Below are 20,563 nucleotides of genomic sequence, written 5' to 3'. Positions count from 1 at the left end.
TGTTTAGGTTATAATCAACTTTTATGTATAAATACCCAGTAGTGAGCATATCCAATGATAGATCCTTCGCTTTTACTCGATGGCCTAAACGATAAACAACGTGAGGCGGTCGCGGCACCTTTAGAAAACCTACTTATTCTGGCAGGTGCAGGCAGTGGTAAAACGCGAGTGTTGGTGCATCGTATCGCTTGGCTGCAAAGCGTAGAGCAAGCATCACCGTTCTCTATTATGTCGGTTACCTTCACCAACAAAGCGGCAGCAGAGATGCGTGGTCGTATTGAAGAGTTGATGATGGGTAGTTCGTCAGGCATGTGGAACGGCACCTTCCATGGTATCTGTCACCGCATCCTTCGTGCTCACTACCTAGATGCAAAACTGCCAGAAGATTTCCAGATCATTGATTCTGATGATCAGATTCGTTTGCTACGCCGCTTAATCAAGGCGCAAAACCTCGATGAAAAGCAGTGGCCTGCTAAGCAAGCTTCTTGGTGGATCAATGGCAAGAAAGACGAGGGGTTACGCCCAAGTCACATTGACGCCTACCATGATCCAATAACTCAAACGTGGTTAAAGATCTATTCTGCTTACCAAGAAGCATGTGACCGTGCTGGTTTGGTCGACTTTGCGGAAATCTTGCTGCGATCGCATGAACTATTACGCGATAAGAAACACATTCGAGAGCATTACCAAGCACGCTTTAAGCATATCCTTGTCGATGAATTCCAAGATACCAACAACATCCAATACGCTTGGCTTCGGATGATGGCTGGCCCAGATTGTCGCGTGATGATCGTAGGTGATGATGACCAATCTATCTATGGTTGGCGTGGTGCGAAGATCGAAAATATTCAGAAGTTCTTGGATGAATTCCCAGGAGCTTCGACGGTTCGACTTGAACAAAACTACCGTTCAACTAAAACCATTCTGCAGGCGTCGAACGAGCTTATCTCGAACAACACCGAACGTATGGGTAAAGAGCTGTGGACCGATGGTAACGATGGCGAGCCAATCTCTGTGTACTCAGCTTATAACGAGCTAGATGAAGCACGTTTCACGGTCAACAAAATCAAAGAGTGGCAAGAGAAAGGCGGTGCGTTAGAAGATACCGCGATGCTTTATCGTAATAACGCCCAATCTCGTGTTCTTGAAGAAGCTTTGATCCAAGGTGGTCTACCTTACCGAATCTACGGCGGCATGCGATTCTTCGAGCGTCAAGAAATCAGAGACGCCTTGAGCTACATGCGCCTCATGAGCAACCGCAGTAATGATGCCGCGTTTGAACGTGTGGTTAATACGCCAACGCGTGGCTTGGGTGATAAAACGTTAGAAACGATTCGTCTTGCTGCTCGTGATCGTGGTGCAACCATGTGGGAAGCCAGTGTTGCTTTGATAGAAGAGCAAGTGCTACCCGGTCGTGCTGCGGGTGCATTAAGTCGTTTTATCGAGCTGATTAATGCGCTTGAAGATGACACGTTGGAACTTAGCCTGCATGAACAAACCGACCACGTGATTAAATCGTCGGGTCTGTTTGCTATGTACGAGCAAGAGAAGGGTGAGAAGTCGAAGGCACGTATCGAGAACTTGGAAGAATTGGTAACGGCAACGCGCCAGTTTGAAAAGCCGGAAGAAGCGGATGAGATGAGCATGCTGACGGCGTTCTTAACTCACGCAGCTTTGGAAGCGGGTGAAGGTCAGGCCGATGAGTTTGACGATGCGGTTCAGTTAATGACTTTGCACAGTGCTAAAGGCCTAGAGTTTCCAATGGTGTTTATGGTGGGTGTCGAAGAAGGCATGTTCCCAAGCCAGATGTCGGCCGAAGAAGCGGGGCGTTTAGAAGAAGAGCGTCGCCTGTGCTATGTCGGTATGACCCGTGCGATGGAGAAGCTCTACATCACTTATGCTGAAATGCGTCGTTTGTATGGTCAAGACAAGTACCACAAGCCATCTCGTTTTATTCGTGAACTACCAGAAACCTGTCTGGATGAGGTTCGTATGAAAGCGCAAGTGAGTCGTCCTGCTAGCAGTGGCCGCTTTAGCCAAACCGCCGTGAAAGAGAACTTTAACGAAACAGGCTTTAGTTTGGGTTCTCGCGTTAAGCACCCTAAGTTTGGTGAAGGCACTATCATCAACTTCGAGGGAAGTGGCCCGCAGAGCCGAGTTCAAGTCGCGTTTAACGGTGAAGGCATCAAGTGGTTAGTAACGGCTTACGCTCGTTTAGAACAGTTGTAATCTGCTACTTCGGTATCTAAAAATCGTTCATTATTAAAAACAGAAAGAGCAGCCAATGGCTGCTCTTTTTATTACTTTGTACCGACCTAAATTAGGTTAATACGAGCTGAAGACATTGTTGCCTCAAAGTGAGACTTACAGTGCTGCAAGTGCCGCTTCGTAGTTTGGCTCTTCAGTGATCTCTGCAACCAACTCGCTGTGTGTCACCACACCTTTTTCATCAACAACGACAACGGCACGTGTTGTTAGGCCTGATAGTGGGCCTTCAGCGATCGCTACGCCGTAGTCTGATGCGAATGTAGGAGAACGGAAAGTTGAAGCGTGTTGAACGCCTTCAATGCCTTCTAGTTCACAGAAGCGGCCCGCAGCAAACGGTAGGTCAGCAGAAATACAAACAACAACCGTGTTCTCAAGTTCTGCTGCTTTTGCGTTGAACGTACGTACGCTCGTTGCACAAGTTGCTGTGTCGATACTTGGGAAGATGTTTAGAACCACTTTCTTGCCTTCAAGATAAGCAAGAGTCAGTTCAGAAAGGTCGCCTGCAGTCAGTGCAAAGCTTGGTGCTTGTTCGCCAGTTTGTGGGAATGTGCCTGTTAGTGGTACAGCAGCGCCTTTGAAGGTAACGTGTGACATGAATTTGTCCTTAGTTTAATTATGGTTATGAAACTAGTTGAGCCTAGTAAGACTTACGTTACTCGGAAGTGGTTAAGAAGTGAATGCTTTAAATGTCAGAATTGTAATTAAAGGTCTTTGATTTATTTGTTTGAGAGAGGAATAAGTGAAACGACAGATAAAGAAAAACCCCGAGAGCTTGCGCTCATCGGGGTCTATAGTCTTACTCGCAGCAATCCGGCTACTAAGTGTGCTCCATGCATCAAATCCATGATAGTGTGCTGTTATCCTTCAGCGTATTCCTTTCGTCGCCTTCCTAGCGGTGTCCTTGATCTTATCCTGATCTGCCAACAATCCTCGTTAGCGCGCGTCACTTGTTCCTTGAGCGGTGTCCTTTACATCATCCTGATGTTCAGTCCTTTCCTCGTCCAGAGGTGTCCATTGTCTTTCCTTAGTAGCAACCATCCTAGTTACTATTGCGTCCATTCAATGTCCATTTCGCTATCCATGCCGATTATTCATCCTGAGTAATCGAATCTTCATCCTGAAGATAACCAAGTCCTTGGCGTTTCCTGTTCCGTGTCAGCATCCTTCCGACACCATTCATATTACCGATTCCTTATTTATCAGCAATGGTGCATAAGCGAATTTCTATATAATTATTTGAATGATAAATGTACGTATTGTTTAATTTCAATCGGTTACGGTTTGTGGGTGACTAATTTCGTCATCAAATATCGATATTTACTCACTGCCTTGTGAGAGATCTCGCACAAGGCTGCGAGTAAAAAGGGAGGATTATTCCCTATTGGCCAATAGCTGCACCTTCACGGCGAGGGTCTGCAGCACCTTCTAGACCATCTTTTGTGATGCGAATAGCGTGTAAACCCGAGTTAAGATCGCGAACGTTGACCTCAAATCCCATCTTTTCTAGCTCAGGTTTGAAGTTTTCCGCTGATGTTCCTTTTTCCAAATCTAAGGTACCGAAGCGATTTAGGAAGTGTGGTTGGTTGATCGCTTGTTGGATATCCATGTCCCATTGGGTGTGAGCAATGATCGCTTGTGCCACATAACCGATGATACGGCTGCCTCCCGGAGAGCCAATTGCCATGTAAGGTTTATCGTCTTGCATGATGATGGTCGGTGCCATTGAAGAACGTGGGCGCTTACCCGGTTCAAGTCGGTTCGCGATAGGTTTGCCATCGTTATGAGTCTTGAATGAGAAGTCGGTTAGTTCGTTATTGAGTAGGAAACCTCTAACCATCAAACGTGAGCCAAAGGCATTCTCAATAGTGGTAGTCATCGATACGACATTGCCATCACTATCGACAATGTTGAAGTGGCTGGTGGACGGCAACTCAATAGAAACATCTTGGCTTCTCTGCATCGCATGATCCCACGGTGGGGTGCCTGAAGGTGCGCTGTCTAATGCCTTACCTGCGGTAATTAACTGAGCACGCTCCTGCAAATAGTCAGTATTCACTAACCCTTGGGTTGGCATAGGCACATAATCTTGGTCTGCCATGTACATACCACGGTCTGCAAAGGCTAAGCGAGAAGCGTCTGCTAACACTTGCCAAGATTTTGCGTCGTTTGGCCCCCATGATTTGAGGTCAAACTGCTCAGTCATTGCAAGGATTTGTCCAACCGTTAACGCACCTGAACTTGGTGGTCCCATTCCGCAAATATCGTAGCTTTCATAAGCAGAACAAACCGGTTCGCGCTGCTTGATCGAATAGGCGTCGAAATCTTTCTGTGCCAATACGCCCGGGTTACCTTTCGCTGTTTGTACTGTGTTAATGATGTCGGCAGAAATCTCACCTTGGTAGAAAGCTTTAGCACCATCCTTCGAGATAGCGTGTAACGTTGCCGCGTATTCAGGGTTCTTAAGTTGCGTGCCAGCGGCTTTCGGGCTGCCATCGGCATTGAAGAAGTAGGCTTTAGTTGTCGCAAAGCGGCTCAGACGTTCTTGGTCGTTTTCGATCAAGGTGGCTAAACGTGGGCTGATAGTAAAACCTTCTTCAGCTAACTGAGCGATAGGTTTAATCAGTGATGCCCATTCGAGCTTGCCGTATTTCTGGTGAGTGTCCCACAGCAATTGCACCGTGCCCGGCGTGGCAACAGAACGACCGCCAACCACGGCATCATAGAATTTAAGCGGTTGTCCGTTTTCGTCTTGGAATAGACGTGGGGTGGCATCAAGTGGCGCAGTTTCACGGCCATCGTAGGTCTTGAGCTGTTTGTCTTTGCCATCAAAATAGACAAGGAACGCGCCGCCACCAATACCTGATGACTGAGGTTCCACTAAGCCAAGCATAAGCTGCACGGCAACCATGGCGTCAATTGCGTTACCACCACGGGCAAGTACATCAGCACCGGCTTGTGTTGCAAGAGGGTTGGCTGCGGTGACCATCCAATCGTTGGCTTTAACGAGTTGTTTGGTTTCTAAACCACTACTTTGTTCGGGTGCGACGGAATCGGCAGCTTGATTTGCCCAACTGACGTGAGAGGCAAAAAGTAGGGTAGAAGTGGCGAGGGTTGTTAGTTTTGTTTTCCACTGCATGATCTTCTCCTTTTAATATGCAGAGCTAGATTGGCAGCGGAAAGATTAGATAGCCAGTGCGTTGTTAACGAATTGTAATCTTGATTCGAATTTAAGCGATTGAACCGGACAGCGACTGCCAAAGAATACTCGCGCCAATCAGGCTGAATACCACGCCACATAAGCCATCGATGTATACCGTTGCTTCGCTAAGTTTCTTCTGTAGAGCCTTAGTCGAAAGCATCCACGCCAGTAGTGAAAACCAAAACAGAGACAGACCAAACAAGATAATAAGCGCAAAGCCTTTACCTGATAGAGACATGTCGGCAGGCACTAAGCTCGACATCAAGCTAATAAAGAACACCAAAGCTTTTGGGTTGAGAATATTGGTCGCAAACCCTTTCGAAAATGCCTGACGCTTGTTGGTCAGAATCAGATCTTTGGCATTGACGGTATCGTCGTCATCATCGTGGTTCTGAATGATTTGCCAGGTTGCTTTAAGTGCACCGTAGCCTAAGTACAGCAAGTAGCTACCGCCAGCCAACTGGATAATGGCAAATAGGGTTGGTTGCTGGTGGACTAGGTAACTGATTCCCGTCAGGCTGAGCAACGAATGCAGTAAGATCCCGCAAGATAAACCAAGCGCAATGTACAAGCCTGTTTGTCTGCCGTGGCGTGTCGCATTTTGCACGACTAACGCAAAGTCAGGGCCGGGGCTCATCAAAGCGATGAAATGGATAGAGGCGAGGGTGATCAGTATGGTGACTTCGTTCATGTCAGTTCTCAATAACGTTGCCGCTATTATTAAATAAGTAATCGTATTGAGCGTAGCTTACCGCGATTTGAAATCGAGCAATTGTAAATTATCAACACTTAGTTGATTTGTGAGGGTGGTACGCCGAATGTGGTTTTGAATGCCTTGGAGAAGTGTGCTTGATCATAGAAGCCTACTTGGTGCGCGACTTTAGTACCACAGATCCCAGATTTAATCAGGCGCATGCTCTGTTCCATACGTAAACGGCTCAGCCACGCGTAAGGGGTGATGCCCATTCTGTTCTTAAAGTGGCGTTGGAATTGAGTTGTGGTTAAGCCGCACAGCTCAGACAGTTGTTCTAATCGCACTGGCTGGTCCAAATTCGCCATCAAATAGTCTTTGAGTGTATTAATCGATTGATTACCCAGTTTGATGTCACTCTTCGATCCAAATTTTGCATAACGATCGACAATCGTTGAGAACCCCTCGAATGGTAAGCAATCTTGAGCGAGTTGGCTGATGCTTTGATTGATTAACAGGCCGTGTAAGTTGCGTAATTGTAAAAACGCAGCTTGATCGGAGAGGATCAACTCAGAAAAGCCTAATGTGTGACCATTTTGCTTGGGATCGGCAAGATCTTGAAACCATTGAGGAGAAACTGCAAACACACTGACTTGATAACCTGAATCGAGTTTGGAGTGCCCATCATGCAGCTCATCAGGTGGCATGATAACAACTTGGCCTGCACCGACATGGTGGCTCGTCCCTTTGTAGGCGAACTTTTGCTGCCCTTGGGTAATTAAGCCGATGTGAAAGTCCAAATGATAGTGGCGTTGAAAGGCAAACTCTTGGTATTGAGCTTGGATCAGGCTGATATCTTCTGTTGGGGTAGAGTAGTAGTGGACTTTATCCATGGTACAAAAAAGCTTGGTCAAATAGTCATCAATTCAACCAAGCTTATCTGCGTATTAAGGGATTGTCTTGTAAAAAACGATCAGTATCACTGTTTAGCGCGTTTGTTCTTCTTGTTGTTACGCAGGCCATCAAAGCTGAAAATAACCAGTGCTCCCCATATGAAAGCAAAGGTAATCGCTTTATCTGAGGTAAAGGCTTCACCGTAAATCAGAACCGCCAGTAAGAACATCAAACTTGGACCGATGTACTGGAAGAAACCGAGTGTCGATAGCTTCAAGCGAGTTGCAGCACCAGTAAAACACAGTAATGGAACCGTGGTGATCACACCGGCAGCAACCAATAACAGGTTGAGTTGCATCGGGTTCATCGATAAGTTTGAGGTCGGGCTATCGGCAATAAACAGTAAGTAGGTTGCGGCGAGAGGCAGCATCACCAGAGTTTCAATGAACAGACCCGTTTGCGCTTCTAAGCTGACTTTCTTACGCAGCAAGCCATAAAAACCAAAGCTAAAGGCTAGGGCAATGGCGACGATCGGTACTGAGCCGAAGGCAATCAATTGGATTAATACGCCAATCGCAGCAAGAGCTACAGCAAACCATTGCAGCTTACGTAAGCGCTCACCGAGGAAGAGCATTCCGAGCAATACGTTAATCAGCGGGTTGATGTAATACCCCAAACTGGCATCGAGCATGTGATTGGAGTTCACCGCCCAGATAAAGATCAGCCAATTTGCACCCACCAAAATAGACGTCGCTACCAAATAGAGCATTTTTGGTTTTGAGGTCAGGGTGTCACGAACTTTACGCCAGCTGCGGCCAATGTGTAGTAAGAAAGCGAGTAGGAAAAAGGACCATACTACACGGTGGCTGAGGATCTCTAACGGGGAAACGTCACTTAAAGATTTGAAATATATAGGGGCGATACCCCACATTGTGTAAGCGCCGACGGCAAGCAAAACTCCTTGGCGCGTACGTTGTTGTTCTTCCTGTGTCATGCATCTTTCTCTAGCACTGAGTGCTTATTAATAAGATTTATAAGAGAGTTGGTCAGTATAGGAGCGATAACCCTTTTCACCTAACAATTTGCGGTTTAATTCGCCAGCGTTCCCCTCTACAATGTGCGACTTGCTTGCCGAAGATGCTTGCTGATTTCATACCTCGATTAGGAACCACAATGACCGCCACTCTGATTGCTGAGCAAATACCAACTCCCGCGAATGATGCGCAAACCATCTTGCAAGATGTGTTCGGCTATCAAAGCTTTCGCGATGGTCAGCAAGAGGTCATTGATTTGGCCGTTGAAGGCAAAGACAGCTTGGTGATTATGCCAACCGGTGGTGGTAAATCTCTGTGTTACCAAATTCCGGCTTTGGTTCGTGAAGGGCTGACTCTGGTTATCTCACCGCTGATCTCGTTGATGAAAGACCAAGTCGACCAATTGAAGGCCAATGGTGTTGCCGCTGAGTGTATTAACTCTTCAATGCCACGTGACCAATTGCTGAATGTGTTCAATCGTATGAACTCAGGTCAGCTGAAAATGGTGTATGTGTCACCAGAGCGTGTGTTGATGCGTGATTTTATCGAGCGTCTTCAAGGTTTACCGCTTTCGATGATTGCAGTCGATGAAGCGCACTGTATCTCTCAATGGGGTCACGACTTCCGCCCTGAATACGCATCATTAGGTCAGCTTAAACAGTATTTCCCGCATGTGCCTTACATGGCGCTCACAGCAACCGCTGATGATGCGACGCGCAAAGATATTATCTCGCGCTTACAGCTCCTGGACCCGCATACTTACTTAGGCAGCTTTGATCGCCCTAATATTCGCTACAACTTGGTTGAGAAGCACAAACCCGTGTCACAGGTGGTTCGCTACCTAGAAACACAAAAGGGCAATTGCGGCATCATCTACTGTGGTAGCCGTAAGAAAGTGGAGATGGTGACCGAGAAGCTGTGCAATAACGGTATTCGCGCCGCGGGTTATCACGCTGGTATGGACACCGATGAGCGTGCTTACGTTCAAGAAGCCTTTCAACGCGATGATATTCAGATCGTGGTCGCGACTGTGGCTTTCGGTATGGGCATCAACAAACCCAACGTACGTTTCGTGGTGCACTTTGATATTCCACGTAATATCGAGTCTTACTATCAAGAGACAGGCCGTGCAGGTCGTGATGGTTTGCCTGCTGAAGCGATGATGTTGTTTGACCCGGCTGATATGGGTTGGCTGCGTCGTATGCTAGATGAGAAAGAAGAAGGCCCACAGAAACAAGTTGAGATGCACAAGCTGAATGCGATGAGTGCCTTTGCTGAAGCGCAAACGTGTCGTCGTCAGGTTCTGCTTAACTATTTTGGCGAATATCGCGAGAAGCAATGTGGCAACTGCGATATCTGCTTAGATCCACCAAAACACTTTGACGCGACCCAAGAAGCACAGAAGGCGTTGTCTTGTGTGTACCGTGTGAATCAGTCATTTGGTATGGGCTACGTGGTCGAAGTAATGCGAGGCATGCAGAACATCCGTGTCCGCGATAATGGTCACGATAAGCTATCTACCTACGGTATTGGCCGCGATCACAGTCATGATTACTGGATCAGTATCTTCCGTCAGCTGATTCATAAAGGCTTGCTGTTCCAGAACATCACTCGTAACTCAACTTTACAGCTAACAGAAGAAGCCCGCCCGCTGCTGCGCGGTGAGATGTCTTTGGAATTGGCTGTTCCTCGTTTAGATACAGCGGTGCGTAATGCTAAGTCCGATAAGTTAAGCAGCAAGAATTACGATAAGAAGCTGTTTGCGAAACTGCGTAAGCTGCGTAAGTCGATTGCTGATGAAGATGGCTTGCCACCATATGTGGTATTCAGTGACGCGACCTTGATTGATATGGCTGAAATACTACCTACTTCATACGGAGAAATGCTGGCAGTCAACGGTGTCGGTCAACGTAAACTCGATAAGTACGCAGACCCATTCCTAGATCTGATTCAAGAACACATCACCACACACGGCTAGTTTGCGAGAAACGTCTAACTAATAGAAAAAGAATAAGGTTGATAGGGACATGACAACACAAACAGAATTTGGCTTAAGAGAGTATTTAGCTGAGGAAGGGCGTTTATTGATTACGTCTCCAAGTTTTGATTTTGATTTTGATTCTTATGAAGTGCTAGGTGAAAAGCTGGTGGCGTTGTTGTCAGCGTCAGTTGTTGAAAAGCAATGGGACGCCGATATGCATTCTTGGTTGATTGATTTTGAAGATTGCCGAATGTTCTTAAAGTCCGAACATTACAGTGAATCAATTTGGTTTGAGTCGTTAAACGCTGAAGAAAGCCGAGAAGAGTTTGATTATCTCGCGACGCTTTTCAAGCGCGGTTTTTAACTTTTGGCATCTCTTCTAAAACACAGCTTCTAGAGCTATTCACCAATAAAAGTGAGAATAAACGTTTGCGTTTGTTCTCACCGTTGCAGCCAATATTGATTAATGTATAATCGCCCGCCGCTCAGCAGAGCAATTTTTAGATACATTTTTTAATTCACATTATTGGTAAGAGCTTTCTTGGATTATTCGAAGAAATGACTCGATTTGGGTTCCCTCACCCCCAAACCAAACTAAAAAGGTACAGCATGAGTAACTTTACCCCTGCGCAACAGCGCAAAGCCTTAGCACTATTAGTTTTGTTCCATTTGGTGATTATTGCGTCAAGCAACTATCTGGTTCAGCTACCTTTTACCGTCTTCGGTATGCACACCACTTGGGGTGCTTTCACTTTCCCGTTTATCTTCCTAGCGACCGATCTGACCGTACGCATTTTTGGCGCGCAGCTTGCCCGTAAAATCATTTTCTTAGTGATGCTACCAGCTCTGGCCGTTTCTTATTTCTTGTCAGTGGTGTTCTTTGAAGGTTCATTCCAAGGCTTTAGCCAACTAGGTGAGTTCAACTTGTTTGTTGCACGTATCGCCGCGGCGAGCTTCATGGCTTATTTACTGGGTCAGATCTTGGATGTACATGTTTTTAACCGCCTACGTCAGCTTAAACAGTGGTGGGTAGCCCCAACATGCTCAACGTTATTCGGTAATGCCATTGATACCATCGCATTCTTTGCGATTGCTTTCTACCAAAGCCCAGATCCATTTATGGCCGAGCATTGGACTGAGATTGCCTTAGTCGATTACGGATTCAAACTTATCATCAGCTTAGGCTTGTTCGTGCCTATGTACGGCGTGCTTCTTAACTACATTGTTAGAAAGCTAACCGCAGTGAACCCTGACTTTAAAGCGACAGGCGTGAACGCTTAAGTTTGAGATTTGTAACACAAAGCATTAATGCAGCGATAAGAAAAAGCCCAAGTTAGTCTACTAACTTGGGCTTTTTTTAATTTCTAGCGTCAGATACTAATATCAGAGGCATTTAATATTCAATGGCCAGCCAATATCGGTTTGTCTATTCGACTCGATCTCTAGCTCTGCAGCGGTCAGCGGATTGTCAGCTAACCATTGCTTAGAAAGCGTTAGGGTTAGATTGTTGTCATTCGTCGTCAGTTTGAACTCAGGCTCTAGCGCTGGGTTACGACGGTGAGTTAACAAAATAGCCAAACGCAGAATACGTAAAATACGCTTGCTGCTGGTGCCTGAGATAGCGTGTTGCTCTGGTAATGAGGTTAACTGTTCACGGTAGCGACGAGTTAACTCACCCAAGTAGTGCTTTTGCGCTCGAGTAAAGCCAGGTAGGTCTAAGTTTTGCAGCAGATAAGCGCTGTGCTCACCGCCTTTTTTGAAATCGATGGTTAAACCAATCTCGTGAAGCTTAGCTGCCGTTTGCAATAGCACACCAGCTTGAGGTTCTGAAACCCACGCTTCGGCGCCCGCTTGGTCTAGCAGCGTTTGTGCGACTACAGCAACTTGTTCACCGTAGCTTACGTCCATTTGGTAGCGTGATTGAACACTCTTAATGGTACGCGCTCGGATATCTTCTTGGCGAAGCTCATCAACCATCTCGTAGGCTAGGCCTTCACGGAGTGCGCCGCCTGCGAGTGTCATTGAATCTATTTCAAGCAACTCAAAAATAGCAATAAGAATGGAAAGGCCACTCGGGAACACTAATGCGCGTTCAAGGGTAAGTCCTTCGATTTCTAGCTCTTCCAAGCGCTCAGTAATCATCGCTTGTTTCTGTAGACGCTTAAGTTTGGCATGAGTAATCACTTCATCCATGCCTTGCGCCAACATGATCTCTTGCAGTGCTTGAACGGTACCGCTGGCGCCCACACACACATCCCATCCGATATCAGTGTAGCTATCTAGGATAGGAGCCAACGTCGACTTCGCCGCTTCAATGGCGTTGTTAAAGTTGGTAGCGGTTAATTGGCGGTTTTTAAAGTGGCGCTCAAGCCAAGTAACACAGCCCATCTTTAGGCTGGTTAGTGCTTTCGCTGAGAAGCCTTCACCAATGATCATCTCGGTGCTTGCGCCACCAATATCAACAACCAGTCGGCGGCCGCTGCCACCAGAAGTGTGTGCTACGCCTTTATAGATAGTCGCAGCTTCTTCTTCTCCGGAGATAACATTGATGTCGTAACCAAGGATCTGGTTCGCTTTCTCTAGAAATATATCCACATTGATAGCAGTACGTAGGGTCGCTGTACCGACAATGCGGATATTTTCTTTCGGAATATCTTGAAGTCGCTCTGCAAAGAGACTCAAACAGTCCCAACCGCGCTGCATGGCTTCTGTACTGAGCGCATTATTTTCATCTAAGCCTGCAGCTAAACGCACTTTGCGCTTAATTTTAGCCATGGTTTGTACGCTGCCATCGATATGACGCACAACGAGCATATGAAAACTGTTCGACCCGAGGTCGATTGCAGCGTAAAGCGGGGGTGACACTGTTTGACTCATAAGCGACTAAGCTTCCTTGTTATGACGCGGTTGGCGTGGGCGACGGTTCTGGTTTGGTTTACGGTTCCCGTTGCGTGGGCCATTGTTGTTTGAGCGGCGTTGTTGCGGGTTACGTGTACGTAAGCGCAATGGTGCTGGTAGATCTTCTAGCAGTGCAGAAGCATCGTAGTCAGACACAGGGATCGCGTGCTCAATGTATTCTTCGATTGGTGGCAAGTTGATTGCGTAATCTTCACAAGCAAAGCTGATCGAGTGACCACTTGCACCAGCACGACCTGTACGGCCGATACGGTGAACGTAATCTTCACAGTCATCAGGTAGGTCGAAGTTGAATACGTGTGTTACTTGAGGAATGTGTAGACCACGTGCTGCAACGTCGGTTGCGACAAGCAGGTCAACATCACCTTTAGTGAATTGCTCAAGAATCTTTTCACGTTTCTTCTGAGGAACATCGCCAGTTAGCAGGCCAACACGGTGACCATCTGCAGCTAGGTGACCCCAAACAGACTCACATTTGTGCTTAGTGTTAGCGAAGATGATAGCGCGCTCTGGCCACTCTTCTTCAACTAGAGTCTGCAGCAGTGCCATTTTGTGTTCGTTTGATGGGTAGAACAGTTCTTCCTGAATGCGGTGACCTGTTTTACGCTCTGGCTCAACAACAACATGCTCTGGGTTGTGCATGTGTTCGAACGCTAGCTCTTGTACGCGGTAAGACAATGTCGCAGAGAACAGCATGTTCAGGCGATCTTTTGGCTCAGGCATACGGCGGAACAAGAAGCGGATGTCTTTGATGAAACCAAGATCGAACATGCGATCAGCTTCGTCAAGAACAACAGCTTGAATGTGGTTAAGGTTAAATACCTTCTGCTTGTAGAAATCGATGATGCGGCCAGTCGTACCAATTAAGATATCTGCGCCTTCTTCGATTTTACCTAGTTGCTTGTCGTAGCTTTCGCCACCGTAAGCAAGTGCTGCCTTGATACCTGTGCTTTCAACCAGAGAGTCAGCATCGTTGTAGATCTGAATCGCGAGTTCACGCGTTGGTGCCATAATAATCGCACGTGGCTGGTTAGGCTTACGCCCTTCATGCTCAGATGTTTTTAGCAGGTGGTTAAAAGTAGCAGTAAGAAACGCAAGCGTTTTACCAGTACCCGTTTGGGCCTGGCCTGCAATGTCTTGGCCGGTGAGCAGTACCGGGAGCGCCAAGGCTTGGATAGGGGTACAATAATCGAACCCTTTTTTCTCCAATCCTTCAATGACTTGCGGAAGTAAATCCAAGTCGGCGAACTTTTGCTCTGTGATATGCGTCTTTTTCATTGCTATAGAATATCAGCTTAAGCTTGCAATACGAAAGTAAATACATTCCAATAGGGCATCTATTTACTGGTTATCATCCAACCAGTTCTAAAAAATACATTGGAGTGGAAGATGAGTGATAAGATTTTGCAGCTAACTGATGACGGTTTTGATAACGATGTAATCAATGCTGCAGGCCCTGTTCTTGTTGATTTTTGGGCAGAATGGTGTGGTCCATGTAAAATGATTGCGCCGATTCTTGATGAAATCGCAGACGAGTACGAAGGCAAGCTCACAATCGGTAAATTAAATATCGACCAAAATGCTGGTACTCCACCAAAGTTTGGTATTCGCGGTATTCCAACGCTACTTCTTTTCAAAGATGGCGGCGTAGCAGCGACTAAAGTTGGTGCATTATCTAAAACTCAACTTAAAGAGTTCTTAGACGCTAACCTTTAATCAGGTCAGCATTTGAAAAGAAACCGTGCAGTTAACAAATGCGCGGTTTTGTTTTTTCTAAGCTATGGACTAGTCTTAGTTTTAGTGCTAATTTATCGCACGTTAATTGAACGAATTTCTCTTCTTGGTCGATCCTGTGACCAAATCCTTCTTAACTTAAGAAAACAGATCCTATTTTGACTAAACAAACTTCCACCACTATGAATCTTACTGAACTGAAGAACAGACCTGTGTCTGAGCTTGTTAAACTTAGCGAAAGCTTAGGTCTTGAAAATCAAGCTCGCCTAAGAAAACAAGACATTATCTTCTCCATCCTTAAAGCGCATGCAAAAAGTGGTGAAGACATCTTTGGTGATGGTGTTCTAGAAATTCTTCAAGACGGTTTTGGTTTCCTACGTAGCGCCGACAGTTCATACCTGGCTGGCCCAGATGATATCTACGTATCACCAAGCCAAATTCGTCGTTTTAACCTACGTACAGGTGACTCTATTGGCGGTAAAATCCGTCCACCTAAAGACGGTGAGCGTTACTTTGCACTGCTTAAAGTAAACACGGTTAACTACGACAAGCCAGACAACGCACGTAACAAGATTCTTTTCGAAAACCTTACTCCTCTTCACGCTAACGAACGTATGGTGATGGAAGCGGGTAATGGTGCGACTGAAGATATTACGGCTCGTATTCTTGACCTTGCATCTCCAATTGGTAAAGGTCAGCGTGGTCTGATTGTTGCTCCGCCTAAAGCGGGTAAGACAATGCTTCTGCAAAACATTGCTCAAAGCATTGCACGTAACCATCCTGAGTGTGAACTAATGGTTCTACTTATCGATGAGCGTCCAGAAGAAGTAACAGAAATGCAGCGTCTAGTTAAAGGCGAAGTAGTTGCTTCAACATTCGATGAGCCAGCATCTCGCCACGTACAAGTTGCAGAAATGGTTATCGAGAAAGCGAAGCGCCTTGTTGAACACAAGAAAGATGTAGTTATCCTACTGGATTCTATTACTCGTCTAGCTCGTGCTTACAACACTGTGATTCCTTCATCAGGTAAAGTTCTTACTGGTGGTGTTGATGCGAATGCTCTACATCGTCCAAAGCGTTTCTTCGGTGCGGCACGTAACGTAGAAGAAGGCGGTAGCTTAACGATCATCGCAACAGCACTGGTTGATACTGGTTCTAAGATGGATGAAGTTATCTACGAAGAATTCAAAGGTACAGGTAACATGGAACTGCACCTTAACCGTAAGATTGCTGAAAAACGCGTATTCCCAGCGATTGATTTCAACCGCTCTGGTACTCGTCGTGAAGAGCTTCTTACCAAGAACGATGAACTACAGAAGATGTGGATCCTGCGTAAGATTGTTCACCCAATGGGCGAAATCGACGCAATGGAATTCCTTATCGACAAGCTAGCAATGACGAAAACGAACGATGAGTTCTTTGACGCAATGCGTCGTCAGTAATATTGATTAGCTGATCGTATTTAATAAGCGCTGCCCTCGGGTGGCGCTTTTTATTTGCATTTTGTAGCGCCAGCTTGCAGAATGAGCAAAAGTGTTACAAGGACGTTAAAATGCAACATGGACTGTTGTCATCATTACTCCTGTCTACTTCACTGTTATTTTCACCGGTTGGTATGAGCTATGCCACCGAGATGTCTCCACTTACAGTAGAGTCTTGGCTTGAGAATGATCAAGTAAAACTGAAAACTGCTGAACTACTAGAGCTTGTCGTACGTGACGAAGTCAATTCGCTACGCTTTGCGCTTGAGCGCCTGACATTTCCCCAGCAAGAGGTGGCTCGTTACCAACTCTTGAAGAAGCTTGAACAGCAAAAAATCGTACTCACACCCAAGATGTCTATCTTCATCGAGCAGCAACTTGCTATCACGCCCACTTATCAAGTCTTAGAACGTGGCGATGGCTATGAGTTTACGGTACCTGCCTTTAATTACCCTTCAATTGCTAATCGCCTTATTAAACAATGGCGTCAAGATCAGAAGACATTGGTATTTGTGCTAGATGCAGAGAAACAGGAACTCGACCTAAAAGAGTGGTTATCTGGATCTGAACATCAAGTTCAAACGCGAGAAGCGTTGCTCATTAGAGAGCTAGACAGTTTGTCTCCTGAAGCGGTTGATTACCTAACTAAGCAACTCACCGCATCTTCTATTGTTAGTTGGTTACCTTCTACTGAGGTGGTGGTTCGATTAGCGCAAGTGAGCGAAGACCCAGAGGTTTACAAAATTCTATGGCGAATGAAGGCCGATTATCATAGCCAAGCTGAGCTAGTTCGCCTTGCTGAAACCAAACAAACGTTCGCGCTTGAACAGGTGATGGCAGCGACTAAGAACCCGCGTTTGAAAGATGAAGCGATTACTTTGCTTACCAAAGTTAACCCGTTATCAGAAGAGGTGAAGCTGTTCCTTGTCTCTAGGATGGCGATTGCTGATGAAGCACCATTAGTTGCGCGTGAACTCGCCAAACAAGGTCATACGCGATGGTTGCAAGATCTCGTCAATGATAACCCTCAGGTGAAGAGTTCTTTGATCGAGCAAGCATTACCGTAAAGTGGATTTTGCCTCTCAATAACCACACTAAAAAGGGGGACCTCAGCGTCACCCTTTTTGATATACTGAGCGCAGAATAATCAGCATGTAGAAGTCCTATGAGTTTTAAAGATTTACGTGATTTTATCGACCATCTTGAAAGTATTGGTCAGTTGAAACGCATTTCTCACCCAGTCGATCCAGACTACGAAATGACCGAGATTAGCGACCGTACTCTACGTGCTGGTGGCCCGGCTCTTTTGTTTGAAAATCCAGTAGGCTATGACATGCCCGTTTTGACCAATCTATTTGGTACACCTAATCGGGTTGCTATTGGTATGGGACGTCAAGAAGTCAAAGAACTGCGTGAAGTGGGCAAGTTGCTTGCTTACCTAAAAGAACCTGAGCCACCAAAAGGCTTTAAAGACGCTCTTGATAAACTACCTGTGTTTAAGCAAGTCTTAAACATGCCAGCTAAACGCCTTCGCAAAGCGGCTTGCCAACAAGTGGTATGGCAAGGCGATGACGTCGACCTAGATAAAATCCCTGTGATGAGCTGTTGGGCTGATGATGTCGCGCCATTGCTAACATGGGGTTTAACGGTTACTCGTGGTCCAAACAAGAAACGCCAAAACTTAGGTATCTATCGTCAGCAGAAGATCGGCAAGAATAAAATCATCATGCGTTGGTTAGCCCACCGTGGTGGAGCATTGGATCTGCGTGATTGGATGGAAACTAACCCTGGGAAACCATTCCCAGTATCGGTAGCGTTTGGTGCTGATCCTGCCACCATTCTTGGTGCGGTTACGCCAGTGCCGGATAGTTTATCTGAGTACGCGTTTGCAGGCTTACTACGTGGTAGTAAAACTGAGGTCGTTAAATCAATCAGCAACGACTTAGAAGTTCCCGCAAGTGCAGAAATCGTGATGGAAGGTTACATCGACCCGAATGAATTCGCAGATGAAGGGCCTTACGGAGATCATACTGGTTACTACAACGAGAAAGAAAAGCACCATGTGTTTACTATTACTCATGTAACCATGCGCGAGAACCCTATCTATCACAGCACCTATACTGGCCGTCCACCTGATGAGCCAGCGGTATTGGGTGTTGCGCTAAATGAAGTGTTTGTGCCTATTCTTCAAAAGCAGTTCCCAGAGATTGAAGATTTCTATCTACCGCCTGAAGGTTGTTCGTACCGAATGGCAGTCGTGACCATGAAGAAGCAATACCCAGGTCACGCTAAGCGAGTGATGATGGGTGTATGGTCTTTCTTACGCCAATTCATGTACACCAAATTTGTATTGGTGTGTGATGAAGATGTGAATGCACGTGATTGGTCTCAAGTAACCGCAGCGATGTGCGAACATATGGATCCGTCACGCGATAGCCTGATGATAGAGAACACGCCGATCGATTCATTGGATTTTGCCTCACCCGTGGTTGGGTTAGGTTCTAAGATGGGTCTAGATATTACTAAGAAGTGGGACGCAGAGTTAGCGTTATCGCCAGATGTCCAAACAGCACCTGTAAATAGTGAACATATTGAGGGTAGCTTGGCTGAGTTAACCAAGGTTCATCCTGAAATTATTGATGTTCACCTGCAAAACGACAATGCCAGCATGGTTGTGGTGTCTATTGATAAGCAAGCTGCCGGTAATGGTAAGAAAATCATGGAAGCGGTTTGGTCTCAATTTGATGAGAACAAGTTTGTTATCGTGTGTGATGGCGATGTCAATGTGAGTGATTGGAATGACATCATTTGGGCTGTAACGACAAGAATGGATCCGGCGAGAGATACGTTATTCCTGCAGAACGAAACTGGACACTCAAAAATGGGTCTCGATGCGACCAATAAGTGGGAAGGTGAATGCCTGCGTGAGTGGGGTGTACCAATCACAAAAGATCCTGATGTTGTGAAAAAGATTGATAGCATCTGGGAACAGCTAGGAATTTCATGAGCTACCAAGTAGTCTTATACCCAGAAAACATCAGTTTCACAGTAGAAAAAGGGCAAACGGTCTTGGATGCTGCGCTCAACAGCGATATCTATTTCCCAAACCGTTGCCAAGTTGGCGCATGCGCAATGTGTATGTGCAAAAAATTAGAAGGGCAAGTGAGTTACCACCTTGAACCCATGCTCACAGAGAAAGAGCAGCAACAAGGCTGGATTTTTGCTTGCCAAGCATTTGCAGAAAGTAATTTAGTTCTAACCTTTGCCGATTAAGGGTTAGTAAGAGGAAGAACATGACTATTAAATGTAAAGTGAAGTCTATCGAGCCTTTGGCTTGTAATACTTACCAAATCCTACTTCACCCAGAAACACCGGTCGCTTTTAAAGCGGGCCAGTACCTGATGGTTGAAATGGGCGAGAAAGATAAGCGCCCATTCTCTATCGCAAGTAGCCCTTGCCGCCACGAAGGTGAGCTTGAGCTGCACATTGGTGCTGCCGAGCACAACGCTTACGCACTAGAAGTGGTTGAAGCGATGAAGAAGGCACAAGCTGAAGATGGCGATATTGCGATTGATGCTCCACACGGAGATGCTTGGATCAAAGAAGAAAGCGATCGCCCTCTATTACTTATTGCTGGTGGCACGGGTTTCAGCTACGTGCGCTCTATTCTTGATCACTGCATCGCGCAAAATAGCTCGAAAGAGATCTACCTATACTGGGGCGCAAAAGATGAGTGCCAGTTATATGCTAAAGAAGAGTTGGTTGGCATTGCAGAAAAGCATAGCAATGTGCACTTTGTACCGGTAGTAGAAGAAGCACCGGAAGTTTGGCATGGCCAAACAGGTAATGTGCTTGAGGCTGTTATGCAAAGTTTCGAATCATTAGCTGATTTCGATATCTATATTGCAGGTCGTTTTGAAATGGCGGGCGCTGCAAGAGACCTATTTACTCAGAATAAAGAAGCAAAGCGTGACCATATGTACGCTGATGCTTACGCATTTATCTAACAATACCCTTAGATTTTGAGCAAAAAGAGAGCAGAAATGCTCTCTTTTTTACGTTTAGGTGAACTATTAGGCAGTTAACCCCTATTTATTCATTTTTCATGAAAAAGTAGTTGCTAAGCTGAGAGGGTTCCCTATAATGCGACACCACTGAGACGGCAGACGCCACAAGGCTTCAGCAAGAATCAGTAAGACGGAAAGCGACAAAAAATTAATTTTCAAAAAGTGTTTGACACTGAATGTTAATTCGCTAGAATGGCCGTCCACTTCGAGAGGCTCCTTACTTAAAAGGAACGCTCAAGAAGTTAAGCTCTTTAACAATTTAAACCTATCAATCTGTGTGGGCACTCGTTGATGAATA

Annotated in this window: 17 protein-coding genes; 10 read left to right on the top strand and 7 right to left on the bottom strand. The window is 46.0% G+C overall.

Annotated elements, in window-relative coordinates; translation table 11 throughout:
- The first annotated feature begins 54 nt into the window (after nt 1–54).
- Nucleotides 55–2,229 carry a DNA helicase II gene (gene uvrD / locus A6D97_RS11100; RefSeq protein WP_065584379.1) on the top strand — a complete coding sequence of 725 codons (2,175 nt, stop codon included), beginning with the start codon at nt 55–57 and terminating at the stop codon, nt 2,227–2,229.
- A gap of 135 nt (nt 2,230–2,364) precedes the next feature.
- On the opposite strand, the gene tpx is transcribed toward uvrD, so the two are convergent.
- From tpx to rarD, 5 genes are all read right to left on the bottom strand, one after another.
- On the bottom strand, nt 2,365–2,862 hold the full coding sequence (tpx, locus tag A6D97_RS11095) for a thiol peroxidase (protein WP_065584378.1): 498 nt from the start codon (nt 2,860–2,862) through the stop codon (nt 2,365–2,367).
- 784 nt (nt 2,863–3,646) lie between these two features.
- Nucleotides 3,647–5,404, bottom strand: a complete 1,758-nt coding sequence (ggt, locus tag A6D97_RS11090) for a gamma-glutamyltransferase (protein ID WP_017062985.1) — start codon at nt 5,402–5,404, stop codon at nt 3,647–3,649.
- A 91-nt stretch (nt 5,405–5,495) separates the two neighbouring features.
- The gene (locus tag A6D97_RS11085) at nt 5,496–6,158 is read right to left on the bottom strand and encodes a LysE family translocator (RefSeq protein WP_065584377.1); all 663 of its coding nucleotides are present in this window, start codon (nt 6,156–6,158) and stop codon (nt 5,496–5,498) included.
- A 98-nt stretch (nt 6,159–6,256) separates the two neighbouring features.
- Nucleotides 6,257–7,051 carry an AraC family transcriptional regulator gene (locus A6D97_RS11080; RefSeq protein WP_065584376.1) on the bottom strand — a complete coding sequence of 265 codons (795 nt, stop codon included), beginning with the start codon at nt 7,049–7,051 and terminating at the stop codon, nt 6,257–6,259.
- An 86-nt stretch (nt 7,052–7,137) separates the two neighbouring features.
- The gene (gene rarD / locus A6D97_RS11075) at nt 7,138–8,046 is read right to left on the bottom strand and encodes an EamA family transporter RarD (RefSeq protein WP_017061330.1); all 909 of its coding nucleotides are present in this window, start codon (nt 8,044–8,046) and stop codon (nt 7,138–7,140) included.
- Nucleotides 8,047–8,225: 179 nt separating this feature from the next.
- Here rarD and recQ point away from each other — a divergent pair, with 179 nt between their 5' ends.
- From recQ to A6D97_RS11060, 3 genes are all read left to right on the top strand, one after another.
- Nucleotides 8,226–10,064, top strand: coding sequence for an ATP-dependent DNA helicase RecQ (gene recQ / locus A6D97_RS11070; protein ID WP_017065746.1), 1,839 nt, complete (start codon nt 8,226–8,228; stop codon nt 10,062–10,064).
- 49 nt (nt 10,065–10,113) lie between these two features.
- On the top strand, nt 10,114–10,431 hold the full coding sequence (locus A6D97_RS11065) for a DUF3630 family protein (RefSeq protein WP_065584375.1): 318 nt from the start codon (nt 10,114–10,116) through the stop codon (nt 10,429–10,431).
- Nucleotides 10,432–10,676: 245 nt separating this feature from the next.
- Entirely contained in the window at nt 10,677–11,348 is a 672-nt protein-coding gene (locus A6D97_RS11060) for a 7-cyano-7-deazaguanine/7-aminomethyl-7-deazaguanine transporter (protein WP_017061333.1), read from the top strand.
- 102 nt (nt 11,349–11,450) lie between these two features.
- On the opposite strand, the gene gppA is transcribed toward A6D97_RS11060, so the two are convergent.
- Together gppA and rhlB are read right to left on the bottom strand one after the other, a co-directional pair.
- The gene (gene gppA / locus A6D97_RS11055) at nt 11,451–12,944 is read right to left on the bottom strand and encodes a guanosine-5'-triphosphate,3'-diphosphate diphosphatase (protein WP_017062980.1); all 1,494 of its coding nucleotides are present in this window, start codon (nt 12,942–12,944) and stop codon (nt 11,451–11,453) included.
- 6 nt (nt 12,945–12,950) lie between these two features.
- On the bottom strand, nt 12,951–14,261 hold the full coding sequence (rhlB, locus tag A6D97_RS11050; protein WP_017062979.1) for an ATP-dependent RNA helicase RhlB: 1,311 nt from the start codon (nt 14,259–14,261) through the stop codon (nt 12,951–12,953).
- A gap of 111 nt (nt 14,262–14,372) precedes the next feature.
- Here rhlB and trxA point away from each other — a divergent pair, with 111 nt between their 5' ends.
- The 6 genes from trxA to fre all read left to right on the top strand — a co-directional run bounded on the left by trxA (nt 14,373) and on the right by fre (nt 20,205).
- Complete coding sequence (trxA, locus tag A6D97_RS11045) at nt 14,373–14,699, top strand: thioredoxin TrxA (protein ID WP_010440700.1); 327 nt, start codon at nt 14,373–14,375, stop codon at nt 14,697–14,699.
- Nucleotides 14,700–14,899: 200 nt separating this feature from the next.
- Nucleotides 14,900–16,159 (top strand): transcription termination factor Rho, encoded by a 1,260-nt coding sequence (gene rho / locus A6D97_RS11040; RefSeq protein ID WP_017062978.1) that lies wholly within the window; start codon nt 14,900–14,902, stop codon nt 16,157–16,159.
- 110 nt (nt 16,160–16,269) lie between these two features.
- A complete protein-coding gene (locus tag A6D97_RS11035; RefSeq protein ID WP_017059249.1) occupies nt 16,270–17,265 on the top strand; it encodes a hypothetical protein in 996 nt (331 codons plus the stop codon).
- 98 nt (nt 17,266–17,363) lie between these two features.
- A complete protein-coding gene (gene ubiD, locus A6D97_RS11030) occupies nt 17,364–19,205 on the top strand; it encodes a 4-hydroxy-3-polyprenylbenzoate decarboxylase (protein WP_017059250.1) in 1,842 nt (613 codons plus the stop codon).
- Nucleotides 19,202–19,471 carry a 2Fe-2S iron-sulfur cluster-binding protein gene (locus A6D97_RS11025; protein ID WP_008224727.1) on the top strand — a complete coding sequence of 90 codons (270 nt, stop codon included), beginning with the start codon at nt 19,202–19,204 and terminating at the stop codon, nt 19,469–19,471. The genes ubiD and A6D97_RS11025 overlap by 4 nt, the downstream gene beginning before the upstream one ends.
- Nucleotides 19,472–19,491: 20 nt before the next feature.
- Complete coding sequence (gene fre / locus A6D97_RS11020) at nt 19,492–20,205, top strand: NAD(P)H-flavin reductase (protein ID WP_017059251.1); 714 nt, start codon at nt 19,492–19,494, stop codon at nt 20,203–20,205.
- Nucleotides 20,206–20,563: the final 358 nt, after the last annotated feature.

It is taken from the genome of Vibrio sp. ZF57 (assembly GCF_001691235.1).
Taxonomy (GTDB): Bacteria; Pseudomonadota; Gammaproteobacteria; order Enterobacterales; family Vibrionaceae; genus Vibrio; species Vibrio crassostreae_C.
Note: the sequence above shows the minus strand (reverse complement) of the source record. Positions and strands in the feature narration are given on the sequence as shown.

Excerpts from the sequence above, each read along its gene's own strand:
- A6D97_RS11085 (WP_065584377.1), bottom strand. The coding sequence starts at position 6,158 with ATGAACGAAGTCACCATACTGATCACCCTCGCCTCTATCCATTTCATC.
- uvrD (WP_065584379.1), top strand. The coding sequence starts at position 55 with ATGATAGATCCTTCGCTTTTACTCGATGGCCTAAACGATAAACAACGT.
- gppA (WP_017062980.1), bottom strand. The coding sequence starts at position 12,944 with ATGAGTCAAACAGTGTCACCCCCGCTTTACGCTGCAATCGACCTCGGG.
- rarD (WP_017061330.1), bottom strand. The coding sequence starts at position 8,046 with ATGACACAGGAAGAACAACAACGTACGCGCCAAGGAGTTTTGCTTGCC.
- trxA (WP_010440700.1), top strand. The coding sequence starts at position 14,373 with ATGAGTGATAAGATTTTGCAGCTAACTGATGACGGTTTTGATAACGAT.
- rhlB (WP_017062979.1), bottom strand. The coding sequence starts at position 14,261 with ATGAAAAAGACGCATATCACAGAGCAAAAGTTCGCCGACTTGGATTTA.
- A6D97_RS11060 (WP_017061333.1), top strand. The coding sequence starts at position 10,677 with ATGAGTAACTTTACCCCTGCGCAACAGCGCAAAGCCTTAGCACTATTA.
- A6D97_RS11025 (WP_008224727.1), top strand. The coding sequence starts at position 19,202 with ATGAGCTACCAAGTAGTCTTATACCCAGAAAACATCAGTTTCACAGTA.
- A6D97_RS11080 (WP_065584376.1), bottom strand. The coding sequence starts at position 7,051 with ATGGATAAAGTCCACTACTACTCTACCCCAACAGAAGATATCAGCCTG.
- tpx (WP_065584378.1), bottom strand. The coding sequence starts at position 2,862 with ATGTCACACGTTACCTTCAAAGGCGCTGCTGTACCACTAACAGGCACA.
- A6D97_RS11035 (WP_017059249.1), top strand. The coding sequence starts at position 16,270 with ATGCAACATGGACTGTTGTCATCATTACTCCTGTCTACTTCACTGTTA.
- A6D97_RS11065 (WP_065584375.1), top strand. The coding sequence starts at position 10,114 with ATGACAACACAAACAGAATTTGGCTTAAGAGAGTATTTAGCTGAGGAA.
- ggt (WP_017062985.1), bottom strand. The coding sequence starts at position 5,404 with ATGCAGTGGAAAACAAAACTAACAACCCTCGCCACTTCTACCCTACTT.
- fre (WP_017059251.1), top strand. The coding sequence starts at position 19,492 with ATGACTATTAAATGTAAAGTGAAGTCTATCGAGCCTTTGGCTTGTAAT.
- recQ (WP_017065746.1), top strand. The coding sequence starts at position 8,226 with ATGACCGCCACTCTGATTGCTGAGCAAATACCAACTCCCGCGAATGAT.
- rho (WP_017062978.1), top strand. The coding sequence starts at position 14,900 with ATGAATCTTACTGAACTGAAGAACAGACCTGTGTCTGAGCTTGTTAAA.
- ubiD (WP_017059250.1), top strand. The coding sequence starts at position 17,364 with ATGAGTTTTAAAGATTTACGTGATTTTATCGACCATCTTGAAAGTATT.